Origin of the sequence: Pseudonocardia thermophila (genome assembly GCF_900142365.1) — a bacterium.
Lineage (GTDB): Bacteria > Actinomycetota > Actinomycetes > Mycobacteriales > Pseudonocardiaceae > Pseudonocardia > Pseudonocardia thermophila.
In genome coordinates, this window is record NZ_FRAP01000005.1 from 52841 (window position 1) to 78585 (window position 25745).

The 25745-nt window shown below is 72.1% G+C and carries 23 protein-coding genes; 11 read left to right on the forward strand and 12 right to left on the reverse strand.

Annotated features, from left to right (window positions below; all coding sequences use genetic code 11):
* Positions 1–27: 27 nt before the first annotated feature.
* From BUE41_RS08085 to BUE41_RS08100, 4 genes are all read right to left on the reverse strand, one after another.
* Positions 28–1224, reverse strand: coding sequence for an acyl-CoA dehydrogenase family protein (locus BUE41_RS08085; protein ID WP_143172033.1), 1197 nt, complete (start codon positions 1222–1224; stop codon positions 28–30).
* Positions 1221–2378: a CaiB/BaiF CoA transferase family protein gene (locus BUE41_RS08090; protein ID WP_073456385.1), complete on the reverse strand. Its 1158-nt coding sequence runs from the start codon at positions 2376–2378 to the stop codon at positions 1221–1223. The genes BUE41_RS08085 and BUE41_RS08090 overlap by 4 nt, the downstream gene beginning before the upstream one ends.
* Before the next feature lie 70 nt (positions 2379–2448).
* Positions 2449–3333 (reverse strand): LysR substrate-binding domain-containing protein, encoded by an 885-nt coding sequence (locus BUE41_RS08095; protein ID WP_073456386.1) that lies wholly within the window; start codon positions 3331–3333, stop codon positions 2449–2451.
* Positions 3334–3422: 89 nt separating this feature from the next.
* Positions 3423–3944, reverse strand: coding sequence for a hypothetical protein (locus BUE41_RS08100; protein ID WP_084754586.1), 522 nt, complete (start codon positions 3942–3944; stop codon positions 3423–3425).
* A 251-nt stretch (positions 3945–4195) separates the two neighbouring features.
* Between BUE41_RS08100 and BUE41_RS08105 the strand changes: the two genes are divergently transcribed.
* Positions 4196–4828, forward strand: coding sequence for a hypothetical protein (locus tag BUE41_RS08105; protein ID WP_073456388.1), 633 nt, complete (start codon positions 4196–4198; stop codon positions 4826–4828).
* 64 nt (positions 4829–4892) lie between these two features.
* Positions 4893–5702 (forward strand): siderophore-interacting protein, encoded by an 810-nt coding sequence (locus BUE41_RS08110; protein WP_073456389.1) that lies wholly within the window; start codon positions 4893–4895, stop codon positions 5700–5702.
* 11 nt (positions 5703–5713) lie between these two features.
* On the opposite strand, the gene BUE41_RS08115 is transcribed toward BUE41_RS08110, so the two are convergent.
* From BUE41_RS08115 to BUE41_RS08130, 4 genes are read right to left on the reverse strand one after another with little or no spacing between them, the layout of a single operon-like run.
* Positions 5714–7279 (reverse strand): acyl--CoA ligase family protein, encoded by a 1566-nt coding sequence (locus BUE41_RS08115; RefSeq protein ID WP_073456390.1) that lies wholly within the window; start codon positions 7277–7279, stop codon positions 5714–5716.
* Positions 7280–7325: 46 nt separating this feature from the next.
* Positions 7326–8027 (reverse strand): 3,4-dihydroxy-2-butanone-4-phosphate synthase, encoded by a 702-nt coding sequence (locus tag BUE41_RS08120; protein WP_200803812.1) that lies wholly within the window; start codon positions 8025–8027, stop codon positions 7326–7328.
* The gene (locus tag BUE41_RS08125; RefSeq protein WP_073456391.1) at positions 8024–8827 is read right to left on the reverse strand and encodes an alpha/beta fold hydrolase; all 804 of its coding nucleotides are present in this window, start codon (positions 8825–8827) and stop codon (positions 8024–8026) included. Before BUE41_RS08125 ends, BUE41_RS08120 begins: the two co-directional genes overlap by 4 nt.
* A 7-nt stretch (positions 8828–8834) precedes the next feature.
* Positions 8835–10088: an LLM class flavin-dependent oxidoreductase gene (locus BUE41_RS08130; RefSeq protein ID WP_073456392.1), complete on the reverse strand. Its 1254-nt coding sequence runs from the start codon at positions 10086–10088 to the stop codon at positions 8835–8837.
* Positions 10089–10425: 337 nt separating this feature from the next.
* Between BUE41_RS08130 and BUE41_RS08135 the strand changes: the two genes are divergently transcribed.
* The 5 genes from BUE41_RS08135 (at position 10426) to BUE41_RS08155 (ending at position 17002) form a co-directional block, all read left to right on the forward strand.
* A complete protein-coding gene (locus BUE41_RS08135; protein ID WP_073456393.1) occupies positions 10426–11223 on the forward strand; it encodes an SDR family NAD(P)-dependent oxidoreductase in 798 nt (265 codons plus the stop codon).
* A 179-nt stretch (positions 11224–11402) separates the two neighbouring features.
* Positions 11403–12176 carry an alpha/beta fold hydrolase gene (locus BUE41_RS08140; RefSeq protein ID WP_073456394.1) on the forward strand — a complete coding sequence of 258 codons (774 nt, stop codon included), beginning with the start codon at positions 11403–11405 and terminating at the stop codon, positions 12174–12176.
* Positions 12176–12982, forward strand: a complete 807-nt coding sequence (locus tag BUE41_RS08145; protein ID WP_234997063.1) for an SDR family NAD(P)-dependent oxidoreductase — start codon at positions 12176–12178, stop codon at positions 12980–12982. Before BUE41_RS08140 ends, BUE41_RS08145 begins: the two co-directional genes overlap by 1 nt.
* 109 nt (positions 12983–13091) lie before the next feature.
* Positions 13092–15065, forward strand: coding sequence for a helix-turn-helix domain-containing protein (locus BUE41_RS08150; RefSeq protein WP_143172034.1), 1974 nt, complete (start codon positions 13092–13094; stop codon positions 15063–15065).
* 29 nt (positions 15066–15094) lie between these two features.
* Positions 15095–17002 (forward strand): helix-turn-helix domain-containing protein, encoded by a 1908-nt coding sequence (locus BUE41_RS08155; RefSeq protein WP_084754587.1) that lies wholly within the window; start codon positions 15095–15097, stop codon positions 17000–17002.
* 36 nt (positions 17003–17038) lie between these two features.
* Here the strand turns inward: BUE41_RS08155 and BUE41_RS08160 are convergent, their stop codons facing one another.
* The 3 genes from BUE41_RS08160 to BUE41_RS08165 form a co-directional block, all read right to left on the reverse strand.
* Entirely contained in the window at positions 17039–18565 is a 1527-nt protein-coding gene (locus BUE41_RS08160; protein ID WP_143172035.1) for a sodium:solute symporter family transporter, read from the reverse strand.
* Between the two features lie 36 nt (positions 18566–18601).
* Positions 18602–18748 (reverse strand): hypothetical protein, encoded by a 147-nt coding sequence (locus BUE41_RS30695; protein ID WP_159444877.1) that lies wholly within the window; start codon positions 18746–18748, stop codon positions 18602–18604.
* Between the two features lie 269 nt (positions 18749–19017).
* On the reverse strand, positions 19018–19272 hold the full coding sequence (locus BUE41_RS08165) for an AMP-binding enzyme (RefSeq protein WP_234997064.1): 255 nt from the start codon (positions 19270–19272) through the stop codon (positions 19018–19020).
* Between the two features lie 439 nt (positions 19273–19711).
* Between BUE41_RS08165 and BUE41_RS30085 the strand changes: the two genes are divergently transcribed.
* On the forward strand, positions 19712–20281 hold the full coding sequence (locus tag BUE41_RS30085; RefSeq protein ID WP_143172036.1) for a hypothetical protein: 570 nt from the start codon (positions 19712–19714) through the stop codon (positions 20279–20281).
* A 233-nt stretch (positions 20282–20514) separates the two neighbouring features.
* Here BUE41_RS30085 and BUE41_RS08175 read toward each other — a convergent pair whose 3' ends face one another.
* Positions 20515–22146: a flavin-containing monooxygenase gene (locus BUE41_RS08175; RefSeq protein WP_234997066.1), complete on the reverse strand. Its 1632-nt coding sequence runs from the start codon at positions 22144–22146 to the stop codon at positions 20515–20517.
* Positions 22147–22292: 146 nt separating this feature from the next.
* Here BUE41_RS08175 and BUE41_RS08180 point away from each other — a divergent pair, with 146 nt between their 5' ends.
* The 3 genes from BUE41_RS08180 (at position 22293) to BUE41_RS08190 (ending at position 25741) form a co-directional block, all read left to right on the forward strand.
* Positions 22293–22946: an isochorismatase family protein gene (locus tag BUE41_RS08180; RefSeq protein ID WP_073456398.1), complete on the forward strand. Its 654-nt coding sequence runs from the start codon at positions 22293–22295 to the stop codon at positions 22944–22946.
* Positions 22943–23809: an alpha/beta fold hydrolase gene (locus BUE41_RS08185; RefSeq protein WP_073456399.1), complete on the forward strand. Its 867-nt coding sequence runs from the start codon at positions 22943–22945 to the stop codon at positions 23807–23809. Before BUE41_RS08180 ends, BUE41_RS08185 begins: the two co-directional genes overlap by 4 nt.
* Positions 23810–24112: 303 nt before the next feature.
* Entirely contained in the window at positions 24113–25741 is a 1629-nt protein-coding gene (locus tag BUE41_RS08190; RefSeq protein ID WP_143172037.1) for a sigma-54-dependent Fis family transcriptional regulator, read from the forward strand.
* Positions 25742–25745: the final 4 nt, after the last annotated feature.

Genomic DNA, 25745 nt, shown 5'->3' on the forward strand with positions numbered 1-25745 from the left:
CGGCGGAACCGCGCCGCCGGAGCGGCCTCAGCGGAACGCCTGCTCCCCCGTCAGCAGCTGCCCGAGCACGAGCGTGTGCATCTCGACGGTGCCCTCGTAGGTGAGCACCGACTCGAGGTTGGTCATGTGCCGGATCACCGGGTACTCGAGCGAGATGCCGTTGGCACCCAGGACGGTGCGGGCGCTGCGGGCGATCTCCAGCGCCTCGCGCACGTTGTTCAGCTTGCCCATCGACACGTGCTCCGGGCGCAGCGTGCCGGCGTCCTTCTTCCGGCCCAGGTGCAGCGCCAGCAGGTAGCCCTTGACGTACTCCAGGCACATGTCGGCGAGCTTCTGCTGGGTCAGCTGGAACGCGCCGATGGGGCGGCCGAACTGCACCCGCTCCCGCGAGTAGCGCCGCGCGGTCTCCAGGCAGGACCGGGCTGCGCCCAGAGCGCCCCACACGATGCCGTAGCGGGCCTCGTTCAGGCAGGACAGCGGACCCTTGAGGCTGCGCGCCTCGGGCAGCATCGCCGAGGCCGGCAGGCGGACGCCGTCCAGCACCAGCTCACCGGTCGCCGACGCGCGCAGCGACAGCTTGTGCTTGATCTCGGGGGCCGAGAAGCCGGGGGTGTCGGTCGGCACCACGAACCCGCGCACGCCCTCGTCCGTACCCGCCCACACCACGGCGACGTCGGAGTACGGCGCGTTGGAGATCCACATCTTGCGGCCGTCGAGGATCCAGTCGCTCCCGTCGCGGCGGGCGACCGTCCGCATGCTCCCCGGGTCCGAACCGACGTCCGGCTCGGTCAGGCCGAAGCAGCCGATCGCCTCGCCGGCGGCCATGCGCGGCAGCCACTCCTGCTTCTGCTCCTCGGAGCCCCACCGCCAGATCGCGTACATCGCCAGCGAACCCTGCACCGACACCAGCGAGCGCAGGCCGGAGTCGGTCGCCTCCAGCTCCAGGCACGCCAGGCCGTAGTCGACGGCCGACATGCCCGGGCAGCCGTAGCCCTCCAGGTGCATGCCGAACAGCCCGATCGAGCCCAGCTCGCGCGCCAGCTCACGGACGCCGGGGATCGCGCCGACCTCGAACCACTCGGCGATGTGCGGCTCCACGAGCTTGTCCAGCAGCTTGCGGACGGTTTCGCGGACCAGCCGCTCGTCCTCGGTGTGCAGCTCGTCCAGCGCGGCCGGGTCGGCCGGGTCCGGTACGGGCAGGGTCATCGGGTCGACGTGCGTCATGCGTTGTCCTCCTTGCGGAGCCAGCGACGGACCTGGTCGCTGTGCTCACCCAGCCGCGGCGGGGCGGTGTATGTCGTGACGGGTGTCTCGGAGAGCGAGACGGGGTTGCGCACCTGGGCCGGCCGTCCCGGCCCCACGTCCACGAGCGGGTCCAGGCCCAGCTGCTCGGCCAGCCGGAACCCGTCGGCGACGGAGCCGACCCGGCCGGCCGGAACGCCGACCGCGGTCAGGCGGGCCACCCACGACTCGGCGGAGTCGGCGGCGAGGCGCCGCTGCAGCTCGTCGACCAGGGCGGCCCGGTTCTGCACCCGGGCGGCGTTGGTGGCGAAGCGTTCGTCGTCGGCGAGCGACTCGTCCCCGACGGCGGCGGCGAGCTTGCGGAACTGGGCGTCGTTGCCGCAGGCGATCGCGAACGGGCCGTCGGCCGCCTCCAGCAGCTCGTACGGGGCGACGGACGGGTGCGCGTTGCCGAGCCGGCCCGGGGCGTTGCCGGTGGTCAGGTACGACGCGGCCTGGTTCACCAGCGCGGCCAGCAGCGTGGACAGCAGGTTGACCTCGACGTGCTGGCCCACCCCGCTGTGGGCACGGGCCTGCAGCGCGGCGAGGATGCCGATGACGGCGTCCTTGGCGGTGAGCACGTCGACCAGCGCGACGCCGACCTTCATCGGCCTGCCGCCCGGCTCACCCGTGACGGACATCAGTCCGCCCACCGCCTGCGCCAGGAAGTCGTACCCGGGCAGCTCGGCGCCACCGGTCCGGCCGAAGCCGGACACGGAGCAGTAGACGACGCCGGGATTGTCCCGGCGCACCTGCTCGTAGCCGAGGCCGCGACGGTCGAGGGCACCGACGCGGAAGTTCTCGATCACCACGTCGGCGCGGCGGGCGAGTTCCCGCGCCGCCTCCAGATCGCCGGGGTCGTCCAGGTCCAGGGTGACGGACTCCTTGTTCCGGTTGGCGCTCTCGAAGTAGGCCGCGGAGTTGTCCGTCCACGGTGGACCCCAGGTGCGCGTGTCGTCCCCGGCACCGGGCCGCTCCACCTTGATCACCCGCGCGCCCAGGTCGGCGAGCGTCATGGCGGCCAGCGGACCCGCGAGCACACGGCTGAAGTCGGCGACGAGGAGCCCGTCGAGCGGAGCCCGGAGGGGACGATCCATGCCCTCAGTGTCGCCAGCCGATACCTCGGACAGAAGTATCAATTACCGCCGCAGCGATACCGCGAAGGTATCACGACATCCGGGCCGCGAGCTCCACCAGCCGGGCGAGCGCAGGGTTCGGATCCGCACGGCGCCAGGCGAGCCGCACCTCGACCGGGCCGAGCCCCGGGTCGAGCGGCCGGAACACCACGTCGTGCACGGGAATCGCCGCGCTGACCCCGGAGAAGACCAGCGCGATACCGGCGCCCGAGTCGACCATCAGCAACTGCGTGGGCGAGTCGACCGCCGTGTCCACGATCCGCGGCACGAACCGCCCCAGCGTGCCGAGCAGGTGCAGCCGGTTCGACAGGGTCGCCCCGCGACCGCCCGGCAGCGCGATCCACGCCTCGTCGGCGAGCTCGCCGGGCCGCAGTGCCTCCGCGACGGCGAGCCGGTGCTCCGCCGGCAGCGCGACCAGCAGTTCCTCCTGCGCCAGCACCAGCGAGTCGACCTCGTCCGGCAGCCGGTCCCAGCGACCCACCACCGCGTCCAACCCACCGGCGAGCATCCGTTCGAGGCCGGGCTCGGACAGGTGCGAGCCGCGCAGCTCCAGGGTCAATCCCGGGTAGTCCTCGCGCGCCCGGCGCACCAGCGCGCCGACCAGCGCGTACACGGAGGCGCCGGAGAACCCGAGCCGCACCCGGCCGGACTCGCCGCGGCGCATCCGCCGGGCGATCTCCACGATCCGCTCGGACTGCATCACCAGCGACCGGGCCGGCTCGATCAACGCCTCCCCCAGCGGCGTCAGCGCGACGTGCCGCGGCCCGCGCTCGAACAGAGGTGCACCGAGCTCGGCCTCGATGGCGCGGATCATCCGGCTGAGCGGCGGCTGGGCCATCCGCAGCCGCGCCGCAGCGCGGCCGAAGTGCAGCTCCTCGGCCACCGCCAGGAACGCCCGCGCCCTGTGCACATCCATCGGGGAGAACCGTACGCTCGACCGTCCCGCCGGAGTGCGACGCGCTCACGGGTTCCGCAGAACCCGGCCCGCTGAGGCGCCGACCGGAATCAGGCGCCCTCGAAGCCGAGCACCCGCCATGCGCGATCGGTGAGCTCGCCCCCGGCCCGACCCTTCGACGCGGTCAGCAGCTCGCGCCTGCGCGCCTCCTTCAAGTGCGCGCGCACGGTCTCGGGCGAGCGCCCCACCATCTCTGCCAGTGCAGCCGTGACCGCCCGTTCGCCGGTCACGACGAGGTGGACGTACTCGGCGGCGAGGATCGCGAGGTATCGGTCGTCGACGCCGTGGCTCAGCGCCTTCCGCAGGGCTGCCCGCGCACGACGCCGCCGCTCCGCCGGGTCGTCCTCCACGGCATCGACGGCGGCCCGGAGTTCCCGGCGCTTCCGCGCCGCCTCGGCGAAGTCGAGCCGGCGGACCACGGTCGAGCTGATCCCGGCCGCGACCTGCGTCGGATCTGCGTCCTTCGCCGGCCGGATCGTCACGGACCGCGGGCCGCCTTGATCGACGTCGATCGGCCAGGCGAACTCAGCCACCCACGGCCCCACCCGCTGCTTCACCACGGTCTGCGACACGGTGACACTATACACCAAGTATGTCAAACCTGGGTTTGTCATACATGGTTAAAGCCGCCGATCGGACGCGACGACGAGCCGCGGATCCGCGCGACTGATCCAATACCGATGAGCCGATCGGAGTCGATCGTGCGCATCGGGTAACGGCGGATCTCCCTCGGCCGACGATCACTGCACCCCAGCAGCACGCACCGCCGATCGCTCCCCACCCGTCGCCGGCGTGCGTCCGAACCACAGGAGTGCAGAGCCTCGTGCGCCGCCCGTCCCGCACCGCAGTCGTCGTCGGATCGCTCACCCTCACCGGTGTGCTCGTCGGCGGCACCGCGTACGCCACCTCCGCCGGCACCGCGGAGCCGGACACCTACTTCGCCTGCGTCAACGACCTCACGGGAGCGATGCGCCTGATCGCTCCCGACCTCGGCCAGACCTGCGACGAGCGGGTCGGAGCCACCCACGAGACCCTCATCTCCTGGTCACGCGGCCCCGGTCCGGCCGGCCCTCCCGGTCCTGCGGGACCGCGCGGTCCCCGCGGCCACAGCGGCGACTCCATCGACGACATCGGCGACCTCGCCGGCATGTCCTGCACGTCGGGGCGCGAGCGCGGCACCGTCGTCCTGCGCATCGCGCCGCCGGAGCAGGGCTCGGGCATCTCGCTCATCTGCAAGACCCGCAGCACGATCGACTGGCGCACCGTCGCGCCGACGACTCCCGCACCCGCGCCGACTCCCACACCCGCGCCGACGACGGTGCCGCGCAGCTCAAGCCCCGCGGAACCCGGCTTCGGGTCTCCTGGGACGTCCGCGCCGCCGCACGTCCCGGACCTGCCTCCGCAGCCCGGGTCAACTCAGCCGACGTCCCCGGGACCACTCCCCTTCGGCCTCTGATCGGAGAGCAACGGACAGATCAGCCACAGCGACTAAGGTGATCCTCACCTGAGAGGAGAGCCGCGTGACCGCCGCCGCACCCACGATCATCCGATACGAGCTCGTCCCCCGCCTGCTGCGCGTCGCAGCGGTGCGGCGGCTGACGCCGCGGATGGTGCGGGTCACGCTCGCCGGCGAAGAGTTGGCCGGGTTCCAGGCGCCCGCGCCCGCCGACCACGTGAAGCTGTTCTTCCCCGAGGACCGCGACGGGCTGCCGGTGATGCCGAAGCTCGGGCCGAACGGGCTGGAGCGCGACCCGAACGCGCAGCCGACGTTCCGCGACTACACCGTGCGGAACCACCGCCCCGAGCAGAACGAGATCGACATCGACTTCGTCCTGCACGGCCACGGGCCGGGTTCGACCTGGGCCGCGGGCGCCCAGGTGGGCAACGCGGTGGGCGTGCTCGGCCCGCGCGGTTCGGTGCTGGCGCCGACCGGGCTCGACTGGTGCGTCGTGGCGGGCGACGAGGCCGCCCTACCCGCTGTCGCGCGCTGGCTCGAGCAGGCCGAGCCCGGCACCACGGTCTTCGCGTTCGCCGAGGTGGCCGACGAGGCGGAGCGGCAGGAGATCCAGTCCGCCGCCGACGTGCGGCTCACCTGGCTGTACCGGAACGGGGCCGAACCGGGCACGACGACGCTCCTGCAGGACGCGGTACTGGGCCTGGAGTTCCCGGCCGGCGACGGCTTCGTCTGGGTGGGCGGCGAGGCGACGACGCTCAAGCCGATCCGACGGGGCCTGCGCGAGCGCGGGCTGCCGCGCGCGTCGATCGACGTGGACGGCTACTGGAAGCGCGGCGTGGTCGCCTTCGACCACCACCAGCAGGACGACGACTGATCAGCCGGCGCCTACTGGATGCGGCGTTCCCGACCCGCCCACGCCTTCTCGCGCAGCACGTACTTCTGGATCTTCCCGGTGGACGTCTTGGGCAGCTCGCCGAAGACGACGTGCTTGGGCGCCTTGAACCGGGCGAGGCGGCCGCGGACGAACTCCACGATCTCCTCCTCGGTCGCCGAGGCGCCCTCCTTCAGGGTCACGTACGCCGCGGGCACCTCGCCCCACTTGTCGTCGGGCACCGCGATCACGGCCACCTCCAGCACGGCGGGGTGGTCGGCGATGACCTGCTCGACCTCGACGGAGGCGATGTTCTCCCCACCCGAGATGATCACGTCCTTGCTGCGGTCCCGCAGCTCGACGTAACCGTCCGGGTGCAGCACCCCGAGATCGCCCGTGCGGAACCACCCATCCGGGGCCGCCGCCCGGGTCGCCTCCGGGTCCTTGAAGTAGCCGAGCATCACGTTGTTGCCGCGCAGCGCGATCTGGCCGACCGTCTTCCCGTCGGCCGGCACGTCGCTGCCGTCCGCGCCGATCACCCGCGCAGTGCAGGCGATCATGTTCCCCACACCCTGGCGGGCCTTCAACCGCGCCTGCTCCGCCGGGTCGAGACCGTTCCACTCCGGCCGCCAGTCGCAGATCATCGCCGGACCGAACGTCTCGGTGAGCCCGTAGAGATGAGTGATCTCGAACCCCAGCTCGGCCATCCGCCGCAGGATCGCCGGTGACGGCGGGGCCCCACCGGTGGCCATCCGCACCGTGCGGTCGACCCGACCGGCCTGCGGCGCGTAGGCGATCATCGACAACACCGTGGGCGCACCCTCGAGGTGAGTCACCCCCTCGGCCCGGATCAGCCGCCACACCTCGGCCGGGTCCACCTTCGGCAAGCACACGTGCGTGGCCGCCGCCGCAGTGACCGCCCACGGGAAGCACCAGCCGTTGCAGTGGAACATCGGCAGCGTCCACAAGTGCACAGCGGACGGCGACAACGCCGTGTGCGCCACCATCGCCAGCGCCTGCAGGTAGGCGCCGCGGTGGTGGTACATCACCCCCTTCGGCCGCCCCGTCGTCCCCGACGTGTAGTTGATCGACAGCAGCGCCCGCTCGTCGGCGGGACGGATCGCGACCGGCTCCGCCGCGTCCAGCAGCGCCTCGTACTCCTGCCCGGCCCGGATCCGCTGCGGCGGATCGGCCAGCCCGGACAGCGCGGCGTCCACCAGCTCGTCGAAGTCCGGATCATGCACCAGCACCGCGGCCTCGGAGTGCTCCAGGATGTAGGCGATCTCGCCCGCTGACAACCGCGTGTTGATCGCGACCAGCGGCACACCTGCCCACGGAACCCCGAAGTGCGCCTCCAGCAGCACGTGCGTGTTCGGGGCCAGCACCGCCACCGGACGCCCCCGCGCGGCCCCCACCAGCGCGCCCGCCAACCGCCGGCACCGATCGTGCAGCTCGGCGTAGGTGAACCGCAGCGGCCCGTCGACGACCGCCACCCGCTCACCGTGCGCGGCCGCCGCCCGGTCCAGGTAAGACACCGGGGTGAGCGGCTCGAACGACAGCGCGTCCGGTTCGTCCGTCATCAGGCTCCTCCCTGCGCGTCGCGTGGAGCGGCGTGCTCCGCCACGGTCAACCTGCCACAGCGCCGCCCGGCCGGACGGACGACTCGCGGCGCCGCCAGTCGATGATCTCGGAGATCCGCACCAGCACCAGCCCGTGCCGGCGGGCGAAGGCGGCGAGTCCGCCCCGGCCCAGCACCTCTCCGTCGTCGGTGACGGCGGTCGCGAGGGCCGCGGCCGGCTGCACCCCCGCGGCCGCGCAGAGATCGAGCGCGGCCTCTGGCGGTCCGGGCTCCTCGAGCACCCCTCCCGAACGCGCCCGAACCGGGAGGACGTGACCCGGCCGGACGAAGTCGCCCGGGCGGCTCGTCGGGTCGCCGAGCGCCCGGACGGTACCCGCCCGATCCTTGGCCGAGATCCCGGTCGTGACCCCCGTCCGTAGGTCGACCGACACCGCCACGGCGGACGGCGACGGATCGCAGTGGCGTGCGGTCAGCGGCGGGATCCGCAGTTCGTCGAGCCGGGCCGGGGTCATCGCCACGTACACCAGGCCGCTGCTGACCTGGACCAGGAACGCCATCGTGGTCGCGGTGCACCGCTCCGCCGCGACCACGAGGGTGCCGCCCGACCCCGCCACGTCGTCGTCGACCAGCACCGGGTGACCGGCGGCGAGCGCCCGGCCCGCGGCGGCCACCCGGCCGGGCGCGGTGTCCGCGCCCCCGGTCGCACCGGCCGCACCGATCCGCGCCACCACCCCGGTGCCCGCGCTCACGACGTGTCCTTGCCGAGGAACGCGGTGATCGCGGCGATCGTGTCGTCCGGGTACTCGAGGATCATGGAGTGACCGCCGCGCGGCAGCACCTGGAGCGTCGCGTTCGGCATCAGCTCGGCGATCTCGACCGATTGGGACACCGGCGTCAGCACATCCTCGGCGCCGACCAGCACCAGCGTGGGGGTGCGAGCCGACGGCAGGTGCGGCCGCGAGTCGTACACCCGCAGGCCGGCGGCCTGCGCTTCGTAGCCGGCGAGCGTGGTCGGGTGCGGGTCCTTGCGCACGAGCTCGGCCTGCGCCGCTGCGCGCTCGTGGTCGGCCAGCAACCGGGCGGTGAAGCCCCACGCCATGCCCTGGATGCCCAGCGTCACCGGGTCGATGCCCGCCCGGCGCAGCGTCAGACCCGCGTCGAGCCAAGCGTGCTGGACCGGGGTGTAGGAAGGGAAGGCGCTGAGCAGGACCGCCCGGCTCAGCACGCGGGCGTGCCGGATGAGCATCGACTGCAGCACCGAGCCACCCAGCGACCAGCCGACGGCCCGCACCGGGCCGACCCCCAGGTGATCGATGAGCGCCGCCGTGTCGTCGCCGAGGTCGTCGATCGCGTACGGGCCGGGCGGTACGTCGCTGCGGCCGGTGCCGCGGTTGTCGAAGGTGATCACCGTGTAGTCCGCGGTGAGCCTCGGGACGACCGGAGCCCAGGCCAGCGAGCTCTGCCCGAGGCCGGAGATCAGCAGCAGCGGCGGGCCGTCCCCCTGGACGTCGTAGCGCAGGGTGACGCCGTTGACGGTGGCCGTCGCCATCAGCTGGTCAGCTCCCTCCCACCAGCGCCGCGTCGGCGGCGCGTGCCGCGACCCGCCGCTGGCTCGCCTCGGGGGTCCAGTGGTCGGGCTGATCGGCCCACAGATCCCGCAGCTGCGGGATGACCTTGGTGCCGAACAGGTGGGTGTTCTCGGCGGCGACCTCCTCCGGGAGGTTGCCCATGTGCAGGCAGGCGATCAGCTGTCCCACCCGCAGCTGCGTCGCCAGCTCGCGCACGCGCTGGGCGACCCGGTCCGGAGTACCGGCGATGATGTAACCCTTCTCGTCGTACTCCCAGAAGCTCATCTCGCCCCGGGCGGCGCGCCGCCGCTCCTCGAGCACCTCCGGCGTGGCGGTGCGGCGCAGCATCCCCGCCAGCGACGCACGGGAGTTGTACCCGGGCGGTGTCGCGTACCGCGGCGCAGGGTCCCGCACGCGCTGGAAGTAGCGCACCGCCTCGGCGTACTTGCGCTCCGCTTCCCGATCGGAATCAGCGACGCAGATCAACTGCGTGAACGCCATCCGGTGCGGGTTCATGTCGCCGTCGTGCGCTGCCACGTATTCCCAGTACCCGTCGACGAGCGGTTTCGCCGAACGCAGCCCGGAGAACGAAAGATGTCCGTAGCAGTAGTTCTCCCGCGTGACGAGTTCCCACGTCTCGACGCTGTTCGAGCCGGGCACCCAGATCGGCGGTCGGTCCTGGATCGGGCGCGGCCACAGGTTGATGTAGCGCAGCTGCGTGTAGCGCCCGTTGAACGCGAACGGCTCCGGCTCGCGCCAGGCGCGCAGGATGAGCTCGCGCGCCTCGTGGAAGCGATCGCGCAGCTCGCTCGGCGGCCGGCCGTAGGCGAACGTCGAGTCCATCGGGGTGCCGAACACGAACCCGGCGATGACCCGCCCGTCGGAGAGGCAGTCGAGGTAGGCCAGTTCCTCGGCGACCCGGATGGGCGGGTTGTACAGCGCCAGCGAGTCGCCGATGACCAGGATCGCGGCGTTCTCGGTGCTGCTGGCCAGGCTCGCGGCCAGCAGGTTCGGCGAGGGGGTCATCGCGAACGGCGTCTGGTGGTGCTCGTTGACGGCGAGGCCGTCGAACCCGTCGCGGTCGGCCTGCTGCATGAGCCGGATGAACATCCGGTAGTTCTCCCCGATCCGCCGCGGATCGGCGAGGCGGGCCGGAATGTCCACCCACCCCCCCTGCCCGGGCGCCGGGAACCCCTCCGGGAGCCCGTCGTAGGTGACCTCCGCGAACCAGTGGAACTTCACCGCTGCACCATCCTCAGCGTCGCGTCGTCATCGACGAACGCCATCGTGGGCGCCCCGGGGAGGGCGAACAATGGAGTTCTCCCCACTTCCTCGCCACCTCTCGTGGACGGCTTCACATCGACCGAAGAAATCGTTCGCCGCAGTCGATCAGCGCGTCGAGCTCCACCCACCGTTGCGGCACGGACATCTCTGGCCCTACCTTTTCATCGGCGCCACCGCTTCCACAGCGTGCCGGTATTCGAATGTCGCTCACCGCCGCGCTCTGTCCTCATTCCGCGCGGCGGACAACGTTCCCCGCCCCATTCCACTCATCAGCGACGATGCGAAGGAGAACCGTATGAGACCAGCGCTGGCCGGAAAGGTCGCCGTGATCACCGGTGGCGCGAGCGGCATCGGCCGGGCCACCGCCGTCCGGTTCGCCGAAGAGGGCGCCGACATCGTCATCGGCGACCTCACTCCCGCGGACGAGACCGTTCGGCTCGTCGAGAAGGCAGGCCGCCGCGCGATCGCGGTGCGCACCGACACCACCAAGGAGGCCGACTGCGACGCCCTCGTCGCCGCGGCCGTCGCCGAGTTCGGCAAGGTCGACGTCGGGGTGGCCGCCGCGGGCATCGCCACCGCCGCCGGGCGGAGCAACGTGCAGACGCGGGCGGAGCAGAAGGACGCCACGAACGTCGTGAACCTCCCGACGGAGGCGTTCACGCGCGTACTGGACGTCAACGTCATCGGGGTCATGCAGACCGACCGGGCGCTGGCTCGCCAGATGCTCGCCCAGGGCACCGGTGGCTCGATCGTGAACATCGCGTCGAGCGCGGCGAAGATCCCCCTCGCCGGCGGCGCCCCGTACTGCGTGTCCAAGGCGGGCGTCTGGATGCTCACCAAGGTGATGGGGCTGGAGCTCGCCACCACCGGCATCCGGGTCAACGCCGTCGGCCCCGGCTACACGGCCACCCCGATGATCGCCGGGATCGAGGACGACGAGGAGGCCTTCCGCGCGGCGATGAGCATCACCCCGATGAACCGCCTCGGCCGCCCCGAGGAGATCGCGGCCACCTGCCTGTTCCTCGCCAGCGACGAGTCGTCGTTCATGACGGGCCAGCTGCTGCTGCCCGCCGGCGGCCAGTTCACCGGCTAGCCCCGACGCGCACGGCGGCGCGCCCCACGCGTGGAGTGGACCTCCGCACACATCCCCTCAGCAGACCGTGTGCAACCCTCCGTTGTCCGGGCCGTGGTCGCCGCCACAGACTCGACGGAGGGACCATCGGCCCGCTCTCCGTCGCACATCCGCTCGACGACGAGAGGAACGGAGGAGTCTTGACCACCCTGGAGATCCCGAACGTCGGCCGGTTCGACGTGCACCTGTGGGAAAGCGGTAGCGGTGAACCGCTGCTCTACCTGCACGGCTACGAGCGCCACCCCGGCGACGCCGGCTTCCTCAAGCGACTGGCGGAGCACCGCCGGGTACTGGCCCCGGAGCTGCCCGGATTCGGGGACTCGACCGGCTTCGAGGCCTTCACCGACGTGCTCGACGCCGTCCTGTACCACCGTGAGCTCGTCGAGTCCTGGGGCATCGACCGGATCGACGTGGTGGGGCACTCGCTGGGCGGGATGTTCGCCGCCGAGCTGGCCGCGATCGCCCCGCAGCTGGTGGGCAAGCTGGTGCTGGTCAACGCGTTCGGGCTCTGGCTCGACGCGCACCCCGCGCCCGACCCGTTCGGCCCGGCCGACGAGGTGCGCGCGGCCAAGTGGCACGGCGAGCCGCCGGCGCAGGAACCGACGAACTTCGTGCCGGTGCCCGACGAACCGAACGCCCACATCCTGTTCACCGCCCAGAACCTCGGCGCCGCCACGAAGTTCATGTGGCCGATCGCCGACCGCGGGCTGCGCCGCCGGCTCCCGCTCATCGACGCGCCCACGCTCGTCGTGCACGGCACGTCCGACGGCCTGCTCCCGTTGCCCTACGCGGAGGAGTTCGTACGGCTGATCCCGAACGCGACCCTCGCCCCGATCGACGCGGCGGGCCACTACCCGATGGTCGAGCAGGAGGACGAGTTCATCGCCGTGGTCACGAAGTTCCTGGAGTCCTGATGGGCCGCGTCGACGGGAAGATCGCCCTGGTCACCGGCGGCGCCAACGGGATCGGGCGGGAGACCGCGATCACGCTCGCCCGCGAGGGTGCGATGGTGGTGATCGCCGACATCGACATCGACGGGGCGAAGCGGGTCGCCGAGGGGATCGGCGCGGCCGCCACGGCTGAGTGGTTCGACGCCACCGACCAGGCTTCCGTAGAAGCGCTCGTCGCCTCGGTGATCGACGCCCACGGCCGCATCGACGTGATCCACAACAACGCCGCGCTCGTCGGGCCGGACGCCTGGTTCACCGACGGCACGGTGATCGACACGTCCGTCGAGATGTGGGACCGCGCCTTCGCGACGAACGTGCGCAGCATCTTCCTGATGTGCAAGTACGCGCTGCCGCACATGATCGAGGGCGGTGGCGGCTCGATCATCAACATGGCCTCGATCGCGGGGTTGCGCGGCGGCACGGCACTCACCGCCTACGGGAGCACGAAGGCCGCGGTGATCGGCCTGACCCGGTTCGTGGCCGCGCAGTACGGCAAGCAGGGCGTGCGCTGCAACGCCATCGCTCCCGGCTTGATCCAGACCCAGCAGCTGCTCGACTCCGTTCCCGATCTGCCGCGCCGGGCCCTGGCCGCCGTGGCGTCGCCGCGGGTCGGGCTGCCCAGCGACATCGCGAACATGGTGCTGTTCCTCGCCTCCGACGAGTCGGCCTTCGTCAACGGCGAGGTCTACCGGGTCGACGGCGGCGAGATGGCGGCCGGCTCGTCCCGCCGGGGTCAGGCTGCGGACGACGAGGGCGGACGGGGGTCCTGACCGCGCCGCACCGTGACGGAACGGCCGCGCAGCGACTACATTCCGAGATCGTCGTTCACCGGCCGCCGCCCGCGGCCGGGTGAGCGAACGGCAGAAGGGTGCTGGCGCAGTGACCGTCGCAGACATGGGCGTCCCTGGGCCGGACGAGGTCGTCGCCCGCCTCCTGCGGCTGCTCGCCGCCGAGGCCCCCGCCGAGGCCTTCGACCAGCTCGCCGACCTCGTCGAGGCCCGGCTCCCCGGCGAGGCGCGCGACGACGTGCTGGCCGCGATCGGGCGCGCGCGCCGGGTCCGGGAACTGCTCGCCCGCCGCAAGCAGCGGGAGAAGGAGGCCCACGCGCTGATCGAGACGGCGCGCGACCTCGCCTCCCTGCGGGACGTCGACAGCGTCCTCGACGCGATCGTGCACCGCGCCCGGCAGCTGCTCGGCACCGACGCGACGTTCCTCGCGCTGCGCGACCCGGTCGTCGGCGACGTGTACATGCGGATCACCCTGGGCACGGTCAGCCAGGCCATCGAGTCGGTGCGCCAGCCGGTCGGCAGCGGCGTCGGCGGCCGGATCATCGCCACCGGGGAGCCGTTCGCCACCCCCGACTACCTGAACGATCCACGCATCCAGCGCAACCCGGCGGTCACCGACGCCGTCGTCGAGGACGGCCTCGTCAGCATCGCCGGGGTGCCGCTGCGCCACGTCCGCGACGGCGTCATCGGCGCCCTGTTCGTGGCCAACCGCTATGAGCGGACGTTCGACCAGGCCGAGATCGACTTGCTGGCCTCACTGGCCGACCACGCCGCGATCGTCATCGAGAACGCCCGCCTGTTCGCCGAGGCCGAGGCCGCCGCCGAGCGGTTGCGGGAGGCGAACGCCGAGCTCGCCCGGCAGGGCTCGGCCCTCGAGCGCGCGGGCGCCGTCCACGAGCTGCTGATGCCGCTCGCGCTGCGCCAGGCCGACGTCGGCGAGCTCGTCGAGCGGGTGGCCGAGATGCTCGGTGGCGCGCTGGCCGCCGTCGCCGCCGACGGCGCGGTGCTCGCGGCCACCGGTGACACCGCGCTGCTGCCCGACGCCCTGCCGGCGGCGTCGGACGAGCTCGCAGCGCATGAGGTCCCCGGTTCCCCGGGGACGTGGACCGTGCCGATCCGGGCGGGCGAGGAGCACTTCGGCCACCTCGTGCTGGCCGTTCCGGGACCGCTGCCCGACCACGACGTGCGGGTGCTGGAGCGCGCCGCGCAGACCGCCGCCCTGCTGCTGCTCATGGAGCGCCAGATCGCCCAGGCCGAGCAGAGGGTGCGCGGTGAGCTCCTCGACGAGCTGCTGGCCGAGCGCGAACCGGACTGGGCGGCTTTCGAACGACGGGCCCGCCGGTCCGGTGCGCTGGTGTTCCGCCGGCCCTTCACGGTGGCGGTGCTCAGCGCGAGCGGTGTCACCCGCCGCCAGCTCGCACGGGCCGCCGCCGACCACGCCACCCAGCACGGCGGGCTGGCTGCCGAGCACACCCAGCACGTGGTGGTGCTGCTGCCCGACGTCGACCCCACGGAGGCAGCGCGTCGGCTCCCGGCCGAGCTGGGCCGCGTGACCGGCGGCGTGGTGACCGCGGGCGTGGCCGGGCCGGCGACGTCGGCCGAGGAGGTGCGGGCCCGGCATCGGGAGGCCGCGCGGTGCCTGCAGCTGCTGCTCGCCCTCGACCGCACCGGCGAGGGCGCGAGCCGCACCGAGCTGGGCGTGCTGGGACTCGTGCTGGACGGGACGTCGCCGGCGCGGGTGCGCGCCCTGCTGGCGCAGAACGTCGGGCCGCTGGAGCGGTACGACACCGAGCACAACGCTCTGCTGATCGAGACGCTCGAGGGCTACTTCGCCGCCGGCCAGAACCCGCGTGCCGCGGCCACGGCCCTCCGCGTGCACCCCAACACCGTCTACCAGCGGCTCGACCGGGTCGATCGGGTGCTCGGGCACCGCCGCTGGCGTTCGCCCGACGGCGCACTGGCGATGCAGCTCGCCCTGCAGCTGCGCCGCGTCCTCGCCCGGATCCCCGCCGAGGAGCTCTTCGCGTCCCCCGGCAGCTGTCCGCCCCTGTCTGCGACCGCCTGAGGCCGAGCAACCACGCGGGAGAGCCGACGATGTCCCTGACCGCCGACACGACGAGCGGGATCCTGGCCCGGGTGCTCGACCTGCTCGCCCGAGAGGCCCCGCCCGAGCGGTTCGCGGAGCTGGCCAGGGAGGTGGGTCCGCACCCCCTCCTCGACCAAGTGCTGACGGACGCCGCCCGGGTGCGGACGCTGCTGGAGCAGCGCGCCCGCCGGGAGCGCGAGGCCCAGGTCCTCTACGCCACGGCCCGCGACCTCACCTCACTGCGCGGCAGCGACGACGTGCTGACCGCGATCGTCGACCGCGCCCGCGATCTGCTCGGGTGCGCGTCGGCCTACATCGCGCTCATCGACGCCGAGACCGGCGACGCCTACATGCGGGTGACGTCGGGCACCCGCACCCGGGCGCTCGACTCCGTCCGGCAGCCACCGGGCTACGGCGTCGGTGGCTACGTGATCCAGACCGGGCAGCCGCTGGCCACCGCGAACTACCACGCCGATCCGCGCATCCGCCACGATCCCGCGGTCAGCGCGGCGGTCCGCGCGGACGGGATCGTCAGCATCGCCGGCGTCCCGATGAAGCTCGGCACCCGGGTGGTGGGCGCCCTGTTCGCCGCCGACCGGTACGAGCGCGTGTTCGACCAGGCCGAGATCGCGCTGCTCGGCTCGCTCGCGGCGCACGCGAGCGTGGTCATCGAGAACGCCCGGCTGTTCGACCAGATCCGGGAGTCCTCGGCGGAGCTGCGGGCCGCGAACGTGCGGCTGCGCCGCCAGCAGCTGGCGCTCGAGCGGGCGGGGCGGGCCCACGAGCTGCTGATGCCGATGGCCCTCACCCGCGTCGGCATGCCCGAGTTCGCCCGCACCCTCGCCGACGTCCTCGAGGGCACGGTCGTCGTCACCGTGGGGCCGGCGGCGGTGCTCGCGAGCGCCACCGCGCCGGGGGCGCCGTCGCCGGAAGACCTGCTCGGCGGTCGGACCGGGCCGGACGTGACCGTCCGCACCGTCCCCGTCCAGGCCGGTCAGGAAACGTTCGGGCAGCTGATGTTCGCGCGCCCCGGTGACCTCGGCGACCCGGAGGTGCGCACCCTGGAGCGCGCCGCTCAGACGGCCGCGCTGCTGCTGCTCATGGAGCGCCGCACGGCGATGGTCGCCCAGGAGCTGCGCACCGAGCTGGTCGAGGACCTCCTCGCGACGCCGGCCCCGGACCGGGCGGCGCTGCGGCGGCGGGCCCGGCTGCTCGACGCGCCGCTCGACCTCGACCGCCCGCTCGCGGTCGTCGTCCTCACCGCAGAGGGCGTGGGCCGCAGCGCGCTGATCGACGCGGCGAGCGACTTCGCCGCGGCGCGCCGCGGGATCGCCGCCGAGCACGACGGACGGATCGTGGTGCTGCTCCCCGACACCGACCCGGGAGCAGCCGCGCGCGCCGCGGCGGCCGAGCTGGACCGCGCGACCGGCGGCGCCGTGACGGCGGGGGCGGCGGGGCCGGCCCCGGCTCCCGAAGCCGTCCGCGACGCTCACCGGGACGCCGCCCGCTGCCACCGCCTGCTGGTGGCCCTGGGCCGGCGCGGCGGAGTGGACGTCGCCGCGCTCGGCGTGATCGGGATGGTGCTCGAGGAGGTCACCGCGGACCAGGTCCATCAGCTGCTCGACCGGACGCTCGGCCCGTTGCTGCACTACGACCGCACGCACGACGCGCACCTCGTGCGGACCGTGGAGTGCTACTTCGCCTGCGGTCAGAACCCGCCCACCACCGCCCGCCACCTCGGCGTGCACGTCAACACCGTGTACCAGCGGCTGGAACGGGTGGACCACATCCTCGGCGGACGGGCCTGGCGCGATCCGCGCGGAGCGCTGGACGTCCAGATGGCCCTGCAGTTCCACCGGCTCGTCACCGGCGATCCCGAGCACGGCTGCCCACACGACACGACCTCCCGGGCGTGACGCCCGGGAGGTCGTCGGACAGGGCCACTCAGCCGGCTACGCCGATCCTTCGCTCGCCACCGCGCGCCGTTGCCGCGCGGCCGGGAAGTGCTCGAACATCCGGCTCTCCTGAGGCTTGGTCATCAGCGACACGATGACCAGCGCCAGGTACGAGACGATCACGCCGATGCCGGCGATGTTCCACGGCGCCAGGATCGGGTCGGAGGCGAACACCGTCCGGTTGAGCAGCGCCACCACGCCGCCGATCGCGATCCCGGCGATCAGCGAGGCGATCGCCCCCTCCTTCGTCGCCCGCCGCCAGCGGACGCCGAGGTAGAGCACCGGGCCGAGCATCGCGGCGAGCGCGCCCCAGGCCACGGCCATGAGCGACAGGACGAAGTCCGGCGGGTTCAGGGCGATGACCCCCGCGATCACCATGCACACGACCGACACGACCCGGCTCCAGAACATCTCCTGCCGGTCGGTCAGCTGCACGCCCAGACCCTGCTTGATGATGTCGCGGACCACGGATGCCCCGCTGAGCACCATGAAGGAGTCGGTCGTCGACATCACCGCCGCCAGCACCGCCGCGATCATGATGCCGACGACGAACGGACCGAAGCTGTCCATCATCAGCGTCGGGAGCACCGCGTCGGCCTCCTCGACCGGCCGAGCGGCGCCGGCCTCCACCTGCACGCGGTAGGCCATGCCGATCCAGGTGGCGGCGACCGCGAACAGGTACAGGAAGCAGGAGATCAGCGGGATCCAGCGGATCACCTCGAGGTTCTTGATCGTCAGGAACTTGGTGCTGATGTGCGGCACACCGGCGTAGGCCAGCAGGCCGACGAAGATCGCGTAGACCAGCACGTTCTGCCAGACGAACGCACCGCTGTCGTGCCACGGCTCCACCAACTTCGGGTCGGCGGCGGCGAGCTTCTCGTGGAGCGCGGTCAGGCCGCCCACCTCGAGCACCGTGTGCACGGCGAAGTAGACGACGAACGCGCACAGGACCAGCAGCTGGAAGAAGTTGGTCCACATCGCCGCGACGATGCCACCGCCGATGCAGTACAGGACGACGATCCCGCCCCCGACGAGCAACGACAGCTCGCGGCTCCACCCGAAGATCGTCGTGCCCACGTAGCTGATCGCCACGAACTGGACGACCAGGTAGATGAGGCAGCCGAACGCGGTGGCGAACGCCGACAGGATCCGCACCGCCTTGCTGTCGCCGTAGCGCAGGGCCAGGACGTCCGGGAGCGTGTAGACGGGGTACTTCTTGGCGATGACGGTCATCGGCTTGGCGAGCAGGAAGTACGCCAGCGCGAGGCCGAGGTAGCTCAGCCCCATCGTCATCACGTACATCGCGTACCCCGTGCCGTAGCCGGAGCCCGCGTTGCCCAGGATGCCCGCGCCGCTCACGATCGCACCGACGATCCCGAACGACACGATCCACCGGCCGAACCCGTCACCCGCCACGAGGTAGTCGCGCATGGAGTTGACGCGCTTGGTCGACACCAACCCGATGACGACCACGACCGCCATGTAGAGGACGACGGCCAACAGAGTCCACGGAGAAACGGACACAGATCAGCTCCTCGATTCGTCGCGGACGAGGCTCAATCAGGAACGGCGCCGGAACAGGTCCTCGATCGTCATCCACGACTCGTCGTCAGCGGAGAACCGCAGCGCGAAAATCAAGCACAGAATGGCGGCGACCACGAATCCGCCGACCACGAAGAGAGCAGTCGTGAAGGGCAGCCCGAACATCGTTGTTCCTCCACCGTGAGGTGAACAGATCCCCGAACGGGACTCTAAGGTTCTGATCGGACCGCACGGTACGGGCGACGGCACACACCGGACGCCGGGCGCCTGTGCATCCTCCTACTGCGGCCGCCGAGGTCGAGCCGGCGCCTGGGCCGACGTGTCGAGGCGGATGATGCTTCAGGCGTAACGGGCTCCGCCTGGTTCGATGATGGCACGGACCGGGCACGGTCGGTGGTCGGGGGGTGACGAGACAGCACCACCCACGGTCCGGGTCACCCGCTCCGCGGAGCACCTGCCAGATCCGCGTGCTGGGTGCGGAGGTCCTTCTCGAGGATCTTGCCGCTGGGGTTCTTGGGCAGGGTGTCGGTGAACACGATGTACTTGGGGCGTTCGTAGCCGGCCAGGACGCGGCGGGCGTGGGCGTCGACGTGGTCTTTGGTCGAGGTGACGCCGGTTCGGGGACGATGACGGCGGTGACGGCTTCGTTCCAGTGGGGGTGGGGACGCCGGACACGGCGACTTCGGCAACGCCGTCGAGTTGGTAGAGGGCTTCTTCGACCTCGCGGGAGGCGACGTTCTCGCCGCCGGCCTTGATCATGTCCTTCTTGCGGTCGACCACGCTGACGATCCGGGGGTCGACGTCCGTCCGGTTCACGCCGTTCACCGGACCGGCCCCGGGGCCGGCGATCTCGCCGCGGTCAACCGGCTCGATCGGGAGTTGCTTCAGCGATCTCTGCCCTCCCCCGCTGCGGATCCGGTGGCGCAGAACCGGGCGTCGTGTCCGCGGGTCGAACGAGCACCGACGGGAGACGCAGTACGCGGCGTCGACGTTGCCGAGCAAGTCGGAGAGGAGCCGTGGACGGTGAGCCGACTCTCATCGCGTCGGGTGACGACGGACGGTATCGGAACGACACCTGAATGCAGCGCACCGATGCGCACGAGAATGCACCAGGAGCTCCCCAGAGACATGACGAGGACGATGTTGGTGGCGGTGTGTGCCGCTGCCGCGTTGCTCGCCGGCTGTGCGAACTCGAACTCGAACTCGCAGTCGAGCGGGTCGATCGGACCGGCGCTCATCACACCACCGGCACCACTGACACCGCCGGCCGCCCAGCCCACTGGAACCCAGCCGCCCGCAACGATCCAGACCGCGACGTTCGGACAGCGTTACACGCTACCGAGCGGCATCGCGATCGAAGTGCTGCAACCGGAGCCGTTTCAGCCGTCCCGAACCGCCAGCGGTGCGGATGGCGCCCGTGCAGTGCTCATCACCGTGACCGTCGTCAACGAGTCGGCGGAGCCGTTCGACTTCAACGCGTTCACGCTCGGTCCGAGGGCGATCCACGGCGGGCAGGCTGCCGAACGAATCTTCGACTCCGCCAAGAAGGTCGAGATCCCTCCCGGCGTCAAGCTGCTTCCGGGCAAGTCGATCACCTTCCGCACCGCGTGGGCACTGCAAGCGGAGCCGGCGGAGATGCAGCTCGAGTTCACCCCCAGTCACGGGGACGAGCCTGCGATCTTCATCGGGACGGTCTGAAACCTGCTGTCGCGGCGCGGTCCGACTCGCCGCGCCGCGACACAGCGAGTCCCGCGGCAAGATCCCAGGTCGACGCACCGCTCCGTGGTGCCCGTTCGCGAAGTGGCCACCTGGACGAGGACCCGTGTCCACACCGCAGAAGGCGCCCGAGACGAGTCCCCGGCCGCAGTCTCGTGAGCTGCGAAGGGCGGTGGGGATGCGAACGCGTTCGAACCCGCATCCCCACCGCGAGATCAGCCGCGCTTGCGCAGTACGAAGCCCGGGTAACCGTTGGATGCTTCCTTCTCGAAGTGCGCGAAGTAGGCGGGACCGCCGCCGGCGTAGGCGAGGAACTCCCGCGGCTTACCGGGGACGTTGTCGCCCATGTACCAGGTGTTGGCCTTCGGGTAGATCGTCTGGTCCGCGATCTCCAGCAGGTGCGCGCACCAGTTCCGCTCGGCCTCCTCGCTCGGCTCGATCGAGGCGAGTCCGTGGGAGTCGAGGTATGCGATGGTGTCGGCGACGAAGTCGACGTGCTGTTCGGACGCGGGGACCATGTTGTAGAGCACACCGACGCTGCCCGGGCCGTTCACCATGAACAGGTTGGGGAAGCCCGCGATGGAGAAGCCGAGGTAGTTGCCGGTCGAGTTGGCCCACTTCTCCTGGATGGTCAGGCCGCCGCGGCCGCGGACCTCCATCTTGAGGAGGGTGCCGGTGAAGGCGTGGAAGCCGATCGCGAGGATGATCACGTCGAGATCGACGCGGGAGCCGTCCTGCAGGACGATCCCGTGCGCGTCGACGTGGTCGATCGGGTTCTCCTTGATGTCGACCAGCGTGACGTCGTCGCGGTTGAAGGTCTCGAAGTAGTTCGTGTCGGCGCACAGCCGCTTCGCGCCGAACGGGTAGCTCGGGGTGAGCCGCTCCTTGAGCTCGGGGTCGTGGACCTTGGCGCGGATCTTCTTCTTCACGAACTCGCCGACGATGGCGTTGACCCGCTCGTCGAAGATGACGTTCGGGTAGCTGGCGAGCATCAGGTAGCCGCCGCGCTGCCAGGCCTTCTCCAGCCACGCCTCCCGCTGCTCGGAGCTGGCGGTGAGCGGGTCGTGGTCGGGCTGCTCGTAGATGATGCCGCCGACGGTCTCCCAGGCGTCGCGGCGCATCTGCGGGTACTCCGCCTTGATGCGCGCGATCTCCTCCTCGGTGTACGCGCGGTTCCAGGCCGGGATCGAGTACTGCGCGGTCCGCTGGAAGACGTACAGGTGCGCGGCCTGCTCGGCGATCACCGGGGCCGACTGGATGCCCGACGAGCCGGTCCCGATGATGCCGACCCGCTTGCCCTCCAGATCGAGATCGTCCGGCCACTGGCTGGTCCGCGCGACGACGCCGGCGAAGTCCGCGAGACCCGGGATCTTCGGGTCGATCGGGGTGGACAGCGGCCCGGTGGCCATCAGCACGAAGCGGGCGCGGAAGACCTCGCCGTTGTCCGCGGAGACCGTCCAGACCTGCTCGTCGTCGTCGAACACCGCCGACGTGACGGACGTGTTGAACGTGAACTCCTTGCGCAGGTCGAACCGGTCCGCGACGTAGCGCAGGTAGCGCAGGATCTCCCCCTGCGTGGCGTAGCGGTGCGTCCAGGTCCACTCCTGCTGCAGCTCCTCGGAGAAGCTGTACGAGTAGTAGATGCTCTCGATGTCGCAGCGGCAGCCGGGGTAGCGGTTCCAGTACCAGGTACCGCCGACGTCTGGGGCACGCTCGAAACCGCGGACCGACAACCCGTCGGAGCGGAAGCGGTGCACGGCGTACAGGCCGCCGAATCCGGCGCCGATCACCACCACGTCGACGTCTGCGGATGTCGTTGCGGCCGGCCGGTCGTTCGGGATGCTCACTGGATCTCTCCCATCGTGTCCCCCGACAGGGGCGCCCCGGGCGGGGACTCCGCAGATGACACATGTCGGCCGGCGCGCGAGGTGTCCCATCCTGGGACGTCCACGGGCTCTGAGATCGGTTCTCATCTCCTCGCGGGAGGAGTGAGATGGATCAAAGCCTGATCGACCAGACGTACGGCCGGGCCGGGTTCGGTGCCCGGGTCCGGCGCGGGCGGCGGCCCGCGATCGTCGTGGTCGACCTGACCAACGGCTTCACCGACCGGAGCTACCCGACCGGTGCGGACCTGTCCGCGGTCGTGGCGGCGACCTCGTCGCTGATCGAGGCGGCTCGGCCAGCCGGCGTCCCGGTCGTGTTCACCACGATCGCCTACACGCCGGCCGAGCTGGCCGGTGACGCGATCACGTGGCTGACCAAGGCGCCCGGCATGCGTGCACTGCGCGAGGGCTCTCCGACCGTCGCGATCGACCCGCGGCTGCCGGTCGGCCCGCAGGACCACGTGGTGACCAAGAAGGGCGCCTCGGCGTTCTTCGGCACCGGACTCGCCGCGCTGCTGCTCGGGCTCGGCGTGGACACCGTGCTCGTGTGCGGCGCGACCACCAGCGGCTGCGTGCGCGCCACCGCGGTCGACGCCGTGCAGAGCGGGTTCTCCGTGCTCGTCCCACGCGCCTGCGTCGGCGACCGCGCGGACGGCCCGCACGAGGCCAACCTGTTCGACATCCAGGCCAAGTACGGCGACGTCGTCGATCTCGACGACGCGCGCGCCTACCTGCAGGAGCTCCGCCAAGGAGCCTCGACATGACCGGCCTGCCCGACCGGATCATGACCCAGGCCGCGGTCGCCGATCTCGCCGACGTCCCGGCCACCTCCCGCTGGGTCCGCGCCGGCGGCCTCCGCCTGCACGTGCTCGACTACGGCGGCGACGGCGTGCCGATGGTGGTGCTCCCCGGGATCACCAGTCCGGCGATCACCTTCGACTTCGTCGCCCGGCGGGTGACCGACCTCGTCCGGCCGATCGTGGTCGACGTGCGCGGCCGCGGCTTCTCCGACAGCGGACCGTCCTACACGCTCGACGACTACGTGGCCGACACCGTCGCCGTCGTCGCGGGCCTCGGGCTCGACCGGCCGCTGCTGCTCGGTCACTCCATGGGCGCGCGGATCGTCGCCGCCACCGCCGTGCACGGCGCCCCGACCCGCGGCGCGATCATCGTCGATCCGCCGCTCAGCGGCCCCGGCCGCGGCCCCTACCCGACCCTGCTCGCAGCGTTCCTCGACCAGCTGGCGCAGGCCCGCCGCGGCACCACCGCCGACGAGGTCGCCCGCTCGTGGCCCCGCTGGCCGCGGCGCGAGCAGGAGCTGCGCGCCCGCTGGCTGGCCAGCTGCGCCGAGCACGCGATCGTCGAGACCCACCGCGGGTTCGAGACCGAGGACTTCTTCGACACCTGGCCCGACGTCCATCCGCCCGCGGTGCTGATCCACGGCGGCGAGAGCCCCGTCGTGCCCCCGGCGGGGGTCGACGAGCTGGCCCGGCGCAACCCGCACGTCCCGCTCATCGAGGTCCCCGGGGCGGGGCACATGGTCTTCTGGGACGAGCCCGAGGCCGCCCTCGACGCCCTGCGCTCCTCCATCGGCCGCCTCGTCACCGGCACGCGGGCGGCTTCGTAGCCGAGGGAGCCCGAACGTCCTGCGCCGCGCCGGCACGGGCGCGGCCCGATCGTCGACGCGCCGAGGGGACGGACCCGGTCTCCTCGGCACGACGAGTCACGAGGGGGGGGTGACCACCGCTCCGGCCGGCCCGGCCGGGACGGCGTTGGAGGTACCGCACCGACCCGAGAAGAGGTCCGCACGATGCTCACTTCAGATCGGCGAACGCGCGTGGCCGCCGCCCGCGCGAGGTTCCTCTCGTCCGAGCCCGTCCCCGACTCCGTCGTCCGGGACACGGTACTGACATCCTGGCGCCGCTGCCGCATGGCCGGCGTGGACATCTCGGCGCCGGAGGTTCCCTACGCCAACGACGTCGACCTGCGCGGCAAGCTCGTCCGCTGCGCGTCGCCCGTGCTCGACCGGCTGCAGGAGCGGCTCACCGATCTCCCGGTCACCGCCGCCCTCACCGACGAGAAGGGGCGGCTGCTGGACCGCCGCGACACCGGCCAGGACTTGGCCCGGACCTGGGACCGGGTCTACTTCGCCCCCGGCTTCAGCTACGCCGAGGCGCACGCCGGCACCAACGGCGTCGGCACGGCGCTGGAGGAGGGCCGACCCGTCTTCGTGATGGGTCCCGAGCACTTCACGGAGCGCAGCTCGCAGTTCGCCTGCGCCGGCGCCCCGATCCGCAACCCGCTCACCCGCCGCATCGAAGGGGTCATCAACCTCAGCTGCCTGACCGAGTACGCCCACCCGATGATGGCCGTGCTCGCCCAGGAGGCCGCGCACGACATCGAGCAGCTGCTGCTCGAGGACGGCAGTGAGCGGCAACGGGCCGTGCTCGGGACGTTCCTCGCCGTCTCGCGGCGCAGCTCGGCCGCGGTCATGGCGGTCTGCGGGGACTCGGTGATGATGAACGAGCGGGCGTCGAGCCTCCTCACCCCCGCCGACCAGGCGCTGGTCCGCAGCATGGCGACCGACCTGCGGCTGGACGATCCCAGCCTGCCGCTGCAGATGTCCCTCGTCGACGGCCGTTGGGCCCGGGTGCACTGCCACCCGGTCGTCCGCGGCACCGCGCTCGCCGGGGCCGTCTTCGAGCTGCAGGTCACCGAGGCGCGGCCGCGGCTGTCTCCGGCCCGCTCCGGGCCGGCGCTCGCCCTGCCCGGGGTCGTCGGCCGTTCGCCGCTGTGGCTCAAGGCCGCGGCCGAGGCCCGCGACGCGGCCCGACGCGCCGAGCCGCTCCTGCTCATCGGGGAGGCCGGCACCGGCAAGCTCGCGCTGGCGAAGGGCGCGCACCAGGACGTCCGCACGGCCGGCCGGTTCCTCCTGATCGAGTGCGACGGGCCGGAGCATCCGCCGCTCGTCGACACCGTCGCGCCCACGCCGGGGCTGACGGTCGTCCTCCGGCACCTGGACCGCCTGCCGGCCGAGCACCTCCCCGCGGTGGACTCGCTGCTCACCGACCTGCTCGGCGCCAGCCCGAAGCCCTGGGTCGTCGCGACCGTCGGCGCCGACGGGACGGTGCCGACCGCGCTGCTGCACCACTTCACCGCCGACGCCACCGTGCCGCCGCTGCGCCACCGCATGGACGACCTGGAGGCGCTGGTCGGCGCGCTGATGCGGCGTCAGGCACCCGGGCGGCGGGAGAGCTGCAGCGAGGACGCGATGCGGGTGCTCGCCCGTAACGCCTGGCCGGGCAACGTCGCCGAGCTGCGCGACGTCCTCGCGGCAGCGATGCGGCAGCGACCGGCCGGTGTCATCCGCAGCGAGGACCTGCCGGCCTCGTGCCGGACGACGAGCCGACGCGTCCTGTCCCCGATGGAGGCGCTGGAGCGGGACGCGATCGTGCGGGCGCTTGCGGACGCCGGCGGGAACAAGCGGGTCGCGGCGGCTGCGCTCGGGATCTCCCGGTCGTCGCTCTACCGGAAGATGCACACGTACGGGATCGTGTGAGGCC